The organism is Paraburkholderia sp. SECH4 (assembly GCF_030511745.1).
In the GTDB taxonomy this organism is placed as follows: domain Bacteria; phylum Pseudomonadota; class Gammaproteobacteria; order Burkholderiales; family Burkholderiaceae; genus Paraburkholderia; species Paraburkholderia madseniana.
This window is the reverse complement of sequence record NZ_JALOCP010000002.1, coordinates 559,686-566,800: the sequence shown is the minus strand read 5'-3', so window position 1 is coordinate 566,800 and position 7,115 is coordinate 559,686. Positions and strand designations below refer to the sequence as shown.

The 7,115-nt window shown below is 65.6% G+C and carries 6 protein-coding genes; 3 read left to right on the top strand and 3 right to left on the bottom strand.

Features of this window, described 5'->3' with window-relative positions; translation table 11 throughout:
* Positions 1-1,253: molybdopterin oxidoreductase family protein (locus tag M0D67_RS05505; RefSeq protein WP_266237651.1), on the top strand; the 1,253-nt coding region annotated here is incomplete at its 5' end.
* An 8-nt stretch (positions 1,254-1,261) separates the two neighbouring features.
* Positions 1,262-1,513, top strand: coding sequence for a formate dehydrogenase subunit delta (locus M0D67_RS05500; RefSeq protein WP_266237650.1), 252 nt, complete (start codon positions 1,262-1,264; stop codon positions 1,511-1,513).
* A gap of 60 nt (positions 1,514-1,573) precedes the next feature.
* Here M0D67_RS05500 and M0D67_RS05495 read toward each other — a convergent pair whose 3' ends face one another.
* The 3 genes from M0D67_RS05495 to M0D67_RS05485 all read right to left on the bottom strand — a co-directional run bounded on the left by M0D67_RS05495 (position 1,574) and on the right by M0D67_RS05485 (position 5,048).
* Positions 1,574-3,298, bottom strand: a complete 1,725-nt coding sequence (locus M0D67_RS05495) for an FAD-dependent monooxygenase (RefSeq protein ID WP_154559973.1) — start codon at positions 3,296-3,298, stop codon at positions 1,574-1,576.
* 68 nt (positions 3,299-3,366) lie between these two features.
* On the bottom strand, positions 3,367-4,704 hold the full coding sequence (locus M0D67_RS05490) for a cation diffusion facilitator family transporter (protein WP_266237648.1): 1,338 nt from the start codon (positions 4,702-4,704) through the stop codon (positions 3,367-3,369).
* Entirely contained in the window at positions 4,701-5,048 is a 348-nt protein-coding gene (locus tag M0D67_RS05485) for a helix-turn-helix transcriptional regulator (protein WP_233464818.1), read from the bottom strand. Before M0D67_RS05485 ends, M0D67_RS05490 begins: the two co-directional genes overlap by 4 nt.
* 138 nt (positions 5,049-5,186) lie before the next feature.
* Between M0D67_RS05485 and M0D67_RS05480 the strand changes: the two genes are divergently transcribed.
* The gene (locus tag M0D67_RS05480) at positions 5,187-7,034 is read left to right on the top strand and encodes a tetratricopeptide repeat protein (RefSeq protein ID WP_154559971.1); all 1,848 of its coding nucleotides are present in this window, start codon (positions 5,187-5,189) and stop codon (positions 7,032-7,034) included.
* The last annotated feature ends 81 nt before the right edge of the window (positions 7,035-7,115 follow it).

The window sequence follows — 7,115 nt, the reverse complement described above, 5'->3', positions numbered from 1 at the left end:
TCGGCGTCACCGAACACGCGCAAGGCTCGACGATGGTGATGGGTATCGCGAATCTGGCGATGGCGACCGGCAACATCGGCCGCGAAGGTGTCGGCGTGAATCCGTTGCGTGGCCAGAACAACGTGCAGGGTTCGTGCGACATGGGCTCGTTCCCGCACGAACTGCCGGGCTATCGGCATATCAGCGATTCGATCACGCGCGCGTTGTTCGAGGAAGCATGGAACGTCACGCTGCAGCCCGAACCGGGCCTGCGCATTCCGAACATGTTCGACGCCGCCGTGCACGGCACCTTCAAGGGCCTGTACTGCCAGGGCGAAGACATCGTGCAATCCGATCCGAACACGCACCACGTGTCGGCGGCGCTGTCGTCGATGGAATGCATCGTCGTGCAGGACATTTTCCTCAACGAGACCGCAAAGTACGCGCACGTGCTGCTGCCGGGTTCGTCGTTCCTCGAAAAGGACGGCACCTTCACCAACGCGGAACGCCGCATCTCGCGCGTGCGCAAGGTGATGCCGCCGGTGCCGGGTTACGCCGACTGGGAAGTCACCGTGATGCTCGCGCGCGCGCTCGGTTATGAAATGGACTACGCGCATCCGTCGCAGATCATGGACGAGATCGCACGTCTCACGCCGACTTTCCACGGCGTGTCGTACAGGAAGCTCGACGAGCTCGGCAGCATCCAGTGGCCGTGCAACGAGGACGCTCCAGACGGTACGCCGACCATGCACATCGACACCTTCGTGCGCGGCAAGGGCAAGTTCGTGATTACGAAGTTCATCGCAACGCCGGAAAAGGTCACGCGCAAGTTCCCGCTGCTGCTTACTACGGGCCGCATCCTGTCGCAGTACAACGTCGGCGCACAGACACGCCGCACCGAAAATTCGCGCTGGCATGACGAAGATCGTCTCGAGATCCACCCGCACGATGCGGAAGAACGCGGCATCAGGAATGACGATTGGGTCGGAATCGAATCCCGTGCCGGACAAACCGTATTGCGCGCGAAGGTGACCGAGCGGATGCAACCGGGCGTCGTCTACACGACGTTCCACTTCCCCGAATCGGGCGCGAACGTGATCACCACCGATAGCTCGGACTGGGCGACCAACTGTCCCGAGTACAAGGTGACCGCGGTGCAGGTGATGCCGGTCGAACAGCCGTCGCAATGGCAGCAGGACTATTCGCGCTTCAACACGGAGCAGCTCGATCTGCTGAAGCAGCGCGAGCTGGCCAACGCAACATCGGGTAAGTGAGGCAAGCCATGGACAATCAGAATCTGATCGACATGGCGAACCGGATCGGCGACTTTTTCGATTCGATGCCGGACCGTGAGGAAGCACTCGCCGGTATCGCCGATCATATCCGCCGCTTCTGGGAGCCGCGCATGCGGCGCGCGCTGCTGGCAGTGCTCGATGAGCCGGATGCAAGCGGTATCGAAATGTCGGGCATCGTCAGGGAAGCGCTCGTCAAGCATCGTGACGGGTTGACGCCGGCGGCTGCGGCTGCGGTGTAAGCGAAGGCCGGTCAGCCAGCGGATACGACGCGCGCGAGGCGCGTTCGTGTCAGCGCCTCCTCACAGCGCCGTCTGCTCCGGTATCACGCCACCCACTGCGAACCATGCTTCGCAGTGCCGCAGCAAGCCGTGCAGGTCGGACCCCGTGCGTCCGCGCGCGCTGATGTAGCCGTCCGGCCGCACCAGATAGAACGACGGCCGCGTGCGTCCATACGATTCGGACAGCGCCGGGCCGCCCTCGCCGCTCGTATCGGTCACGCGCCAGATGCGCACCGCGCCCGGCAACAATCTCTCGACTTCCGCAGCCAGCCGCTCCAGTTCCGGGTCCGGCGGCGGTGCGTGCTTCGCGGCCGGATCGAGCGGCGTGTCGTCGACGGCCAGCGGCGGGACCAGCAGGAACAACGAGAAGAACGCCGGATCGTGCAGATCGAAAATGCAACCGACGCCCGGCGCGCGGCCAAGCGGCCCATCCACTACGTGCACCAGCGCATCCGGCGCGCGCTCGCCGGCACGCGGGCCGCCGTCGAGCAGGCGTTCGAGCGTCAGCGGACTGCGCCGATACTGGACCGACAACTCGCTGATCGTCATACGCGCCGCATCGCGCAGCGGACCGAGCGCGGCCAGCACCGGCATCACGCGCTCGCGTAGCAGCTTCAGCGGTCCATGATCGGCCTCGGCCATATGCGTGATGAAGCCCGTTTGCCGCAGCACGTCGCGTTCGATCGGATGCCGTTCACTGTGATACGTGTCGAGCAGACGGTCAGGCGCCGCGCCTTTCAGAACGCGCGCGATCTTCCAGCCCAGATTGAACGCTTCCTGAATGCCCGTGTTCATCCCTTGCGCGCCGGCCGGGCTGTGTACGTGAGCCGCATCCCCCGCGAGGAAGATGCGGCCGACGCGCAGCCGCTCCACCATTCTGCTGTTCAGATGGAAATACGACGACCATGCCAGCTCCGACACGTCGACACGTTCCCGCACGCGCCGGGTAATCAGCGCCTTGCATTCGGCGAGCGACGGCGGCGAGACGTGATTGAGTGGCGGCTCGCCGAGCACAGCGGGCGTGACCGGCGCCGGGACCGGGGTCGGTTCGACCGGATGGTCCGCAATCAGACGGTGACGGCCATGACCCATCGGAAACAGTGCGACGAGACCCTCGCCCGACGCGAAGATATGGAATTCGTCCTCGGGCCAATCGGTTTCGGCATGCACATCGGCCAGCAGGAACGTCTGTTCGAAGGTGCTGCCCGCAAAGCTCACGCCGAGCCGGTGGCGGATCGTGCTGTGCGCGCCGTCAGCCGCGATGACGTACGACGGGCGCAGGGTCTCGGTACGGCCGTCCGCGCGACGCAGCGTCACCTGAATGCTGGCGGAACCCTGCACGAACATCATCAGTTCAACGCCGCGTTCGACGGTCACGCCGAGCGTCGCGAGATGCTCCGTCAGCAACCGTTCGGTTACGGATTGATCGAGAAACAGCAGATAGGGATAGCGCGTGCGCAACGGATCGAAATCGAGGCGCGCGAGACGCATGCCATTGGAAAAAAGATTGGCGATGCGCGCGCGATGACCGAGTTCGAGAAACGGCTCAATCAGGCGGTGCTGTTCAAACAGTTCGAGCGTGCGTGCCTGAATGCCGATGGCCCGTGAATGCGGGTTCGGTTGCAGCGCTTTGTCGATCAGACGCACGGGGATGTGGGCACGCGCCAGACTCATTGCCGCGGCGAGCCCGGTCGGACCCGCCCCAACGATCAGCACCGGCGACGCATCGTGTGCGGCAGCGTCCATGCGGGACTCCGGAGACAACAGATCGTTCTAGTGTACGCCGCCGATAACCCGCTCAACGGTGCGCTGCATCAATCGTGGGGATGATCCATCGCGCATCGATGCTCGGTGGTGCCGAGATCGACTTGCAGCGTGGCGTGCTGCATCGAAAAACGTTCGCGCAGTGTGACGACGATGGCGTCGATCGACTCGTCGCCGGGATGGCCTGCCGGCATCACCAGATGCGCGCTGAGCGCATTGCCGGTGGTCGACAGCGCCCAGACGTGCAGGTCGTGCACGTCGGTGACGCCGGGCTGTTCGGCGAGATAGTCGCGGATATCCTGCAGACTGACGCCGGGCGGCACGGCGTCGAGCGCCATGCGCACCGAATCGCGCAGCAGACCCCACGTGCCAACCACCACAACCGCGACCACGAACAGGCTCATCACCGGATCGAGCCACGTCCAGTTGGTATAGAGAATCACGAGACCGCTGATCGCGACCGCGGCCGAGATGGCGGCGTCCGCGGCCATATGCAGGAACGCGCCGCGAATGTTCAGATCTTCCTTCTGGCCGCGCATGAAGAGCCACGCCGAGAAGCCGTTCACGACCACGCCGACCGCCGCGACGACGAACACCACCAGTCCCGCGACGGGTGCCGGGTTCATCAGGCGACCGATCGCCTCCGCGACGATCACGCCGCACGCGAACAGCAACAACCCCGCGTTGGCGAGCGACGCCAGGATCGACGAACTGCCGTAGCCGAAGGTATAGCGCGCCGACGGACGACGCGCGGCGAGCCACGTTGCGCCCCAGGCGAGCAGCAGGCCGAGCACGTCGGAGAGATTGTGGCCGGCGTCGGCGAGCAGCGCGGTGGAATGCGCGATCACGCCGTAGACGGCTTGAACCAGCACGATCGCTACGTTCAGCCCGACGGCGAGCGCGAAGGCACGGCCGTGGCCTGGGGCGGGTGCGTGGGCGTGGCTGTGGCCGCTGTGGCTGTGGCCAGCGTGATTGTGGGCGCTGTGGCTGTGGCCGGCGTGGCTGCCGTGGTTGTGGTCGCTGTGACTATGGTCGGCGTGACTGCCGTGGTTGTGGTCGACGTGGCTGCTATGACTGTCGGCGCTGCGGTTATGGTCCGCGCCGTGATCATGCGCGATCTGCTTACACATACCGTGCGTGCTCGCCTCGCGCTCATGCGCTTCGTGCCCCTGCGTGCCGTGCCCCTCCGTGCCGCTCCCACCTGCATCGTCGACCTCAGGACGAACCGCGCCGTGCCGAAGCTCGCCCTGATCGCGAGCATCGCCTTCCTGCCCCCCGCCCTGCGCATCTTCCCCATCGATGCCATCGAATTCCCCCTCGAGCCACACCGGCGCGTGGTCGTCCTCGCGCTCTTCGGCGGCCCGGTTCGGGGCGGTAATTTTCTTCATGACGGGTCCAAAGAAAATTCGCCGGCCGGCTCAGCGACATGCTCGAGCATGCCGGCCAGCATCGCGCTGATGTGGCGGTCGGCGGCAAGATAGAACACCTGCTTGCCCTGCCGCTCCGCGCGCACGATCCGAGCCGCGCGCAGCAGCCGCAAATGGTGGCTCACCAGCGACGGCGACAGGCCCAGCCCCTGGGCGATCGCGCCGACCGCGCGCCGCTCGTCGACGCACGCGAGCACGATGCGCAAACGCGTCGGATCGCCAAGCAGGCGAAACAGGTCGGCCAGCGGCACAATCGTCTCCACCGGGCGGTCTTCGAAACTGACAGGCGAGATAGCGGAAGCCATGGCAAGCGGCATCATTGACATACATATGAACAGGTATTCATATGTTATAGATATCGAGGTGACAGGTCAAATTGGAGGGCGGCCCGACGAGTGTGGGAAAATGCGGCCTCTGCCTCACCCGAATGCCATCCCTCCGTCATGCAACAAGTATTTGACCGCGCTTTCGCGGCGCATCGTGACGGCCGCCTCGACGACGCCGAACGCGGCTACCGCGCGACGCTCGAGGGCAACCCCGTGCACGTCGATGCGTTGCACCTGCTGGGCGTCCTGCGCCACCAGCAGGGCCAGCACGCCGAAGCCGCCGAGCTCGTACGGCGCGCGGTGAACCTGCGCCCGGAAGACGCCGCGCTGCAGTTGAACCTCGGCAATGCGCTGAAGGCGCTCGGCCAGATCGACGACGCCATCGAACAGTTCCGCAATGCGCTTACGCTTGCGCCGTCTTTCCCGATGGCGCACTACAACCTGGGCAATGCATACGCGTCGGTGGGCCGCCACGAAGACGCCGCCGACGCCTTCGAGAAGTCGCTGCGCCTGCAACCGAACGACGCCTCGTCGCATAACAATCTGGGCAATGCATTGCACGCGCTCGGCCGGCATACGGAGGCGATCGCGTCGTTCCAGCGCGCGCTCGAACTGCGCCCTGGGCATGCGGGTGCGCTCAACAACATGGGCATGTCGCTGAACGCGCTTGACCGCGCGAACGAGGCGATCCCGCGCTTCCAGGCGGCACTGGCAGCCGAACCGCGTTTCGTCGCCGCACATTTCAATCTCGCCAATACGCTCGACGCCACCGGCCGCCACGCAGAAGCGGTCGCCTCTTTCCAGGCGGCGCTCGCCTTGCAGCCGAACCTGCCGCCCACCATCTTCGGGCTCGGCAACGCGCTCGCGGCGCTGGGACGCCATGCGCAAGCGCTGCCGTATCTCGAGCGCGCGGTGGGTCTCGATCCGCAGTTCGCGCTCGCATGGCTGAGTCTCGGCACTGCACACCAGGCACTGGGCGCGCATGCCGCGGCAGTGCGTGCCTTCGATCAGGCGCTGCGCTTGCGCCCCGATCTAGCGTCCGCGCACATGAACCGCGCGCTTGCCTGGCTCGCGTTGCGCGATTTCGCGCGCGGGCTGCCGGAATACGAATGGCGGCTGCAAACCACCGCGCAGCCGGTCATTCAGACGTTGCCGCGCTGGCATGGCGAGCCGATCGAACAACGCACGCTTCTCGTTCATGCCGAGCAGGGTTTCGGCGATACGCTGCAATTCGTCCGCTTCGTGCCACTGGCCGCGCAGCGTGCCGCGCGCGTTGTGCTCGAAGTGCAGCCGCAACTGCTGCCGCTGCTTGCACCGGCCGCGCAAGTGTGGCGCGTCACGCTGATCGCCCAGGGCACACCGCGTCCAGCGGCGGATCTGCAATGCCCGCTGCTGAGCTTGCCACTCGCGCTCGGCACAACCTACGACACGATTCCCGACCGCACGCCCTACCTCAGCGTACCTCCGGCTTACGGCCGCAAATGGCGCGGCTCGCTCGGCGGTCACGCGAAGCGCAAGATCGGCATCGCGTGGTCAGGACGCATCCAGCAGAACGAAACCCGTTCGATGCCGCTCGCCGCGCTCGCTCCGCTGTTCGCGCTCGAAGGGATCGACTGGATCGTGCTGCAACCTGAACTGGGCGCCGAGGAACACGCGGCGCTCGACGCGCATCCGCGCGCGGCGTCGATTCATCGCTTCGATAGGCGGATCGGCGATTTTGCGGATACTGCGGCGATCATCGAGCGGCTCGACGCAGTCGTGTCGATCGATACATCGATCGCTCACCTCGCCGGCGCACTGAAAAAGCCGCTATGGCTTATGCTGCCGTTCGCCGCGGATTGGCGCTGGTTCGTCGACGAGACGCGCAGTCCGTGGTATCCGGGCGCAACGCTGCTGCGCCAGCCACAGCCCGGCGCGTGGGGCGATGTGGTGGAGGCAGTGGCTCACGAATTGCGCCGCGGCTAACTGAGCCGAACTCACCGAAATCGGTCGCCGACGCAACGCTCAAGAAAAAACCCCGCGCTCGTGTGAAGCGCGGGGTTTTTG

What these genes read in the sequence shown, in the direction of transcription:
- M0D67_RS05500 (WP_266237650.1), top strand. Translation starts at nt 1,262, where the DNA reads ATGGACAATCAGAATCTGATCGACATGGCGAACCGGATCGGCGACTTT.
- M0D67_RS05495 (WP_154559973.1), bottom strand. Translation starts at nt 3,298, where the DNA reads ATGGACGCTGCCGCACACGATGCGTCGCCGGTGCTGATCGTTGGGGCG.
- M0D67_RS05490 (WP_266237648.1), bottom strand. Translation starts at nt 4,704, where the DNA reads ATGAAGAAAATTACCGCCCCGAACCGGGCCGCCGAAGAGCGCGAGGAC.
- M0D67_RS05485 (WP_233464818.1), bottom strand. Translation starts at nt 5,048, where the DNA reads ATGGCTTCCGCTATCTCGCCTGTCAGTTTCGAAGACCGCCCGGTGGAG.
- M0D67_RS05480 (WP_154559971.1), top strand. Translation starts at nt 5,187, where the DNA reads ATGCAACAAGTATTTGACCGCGCTTTCGCGGCGCATCGTGACGGCCGC.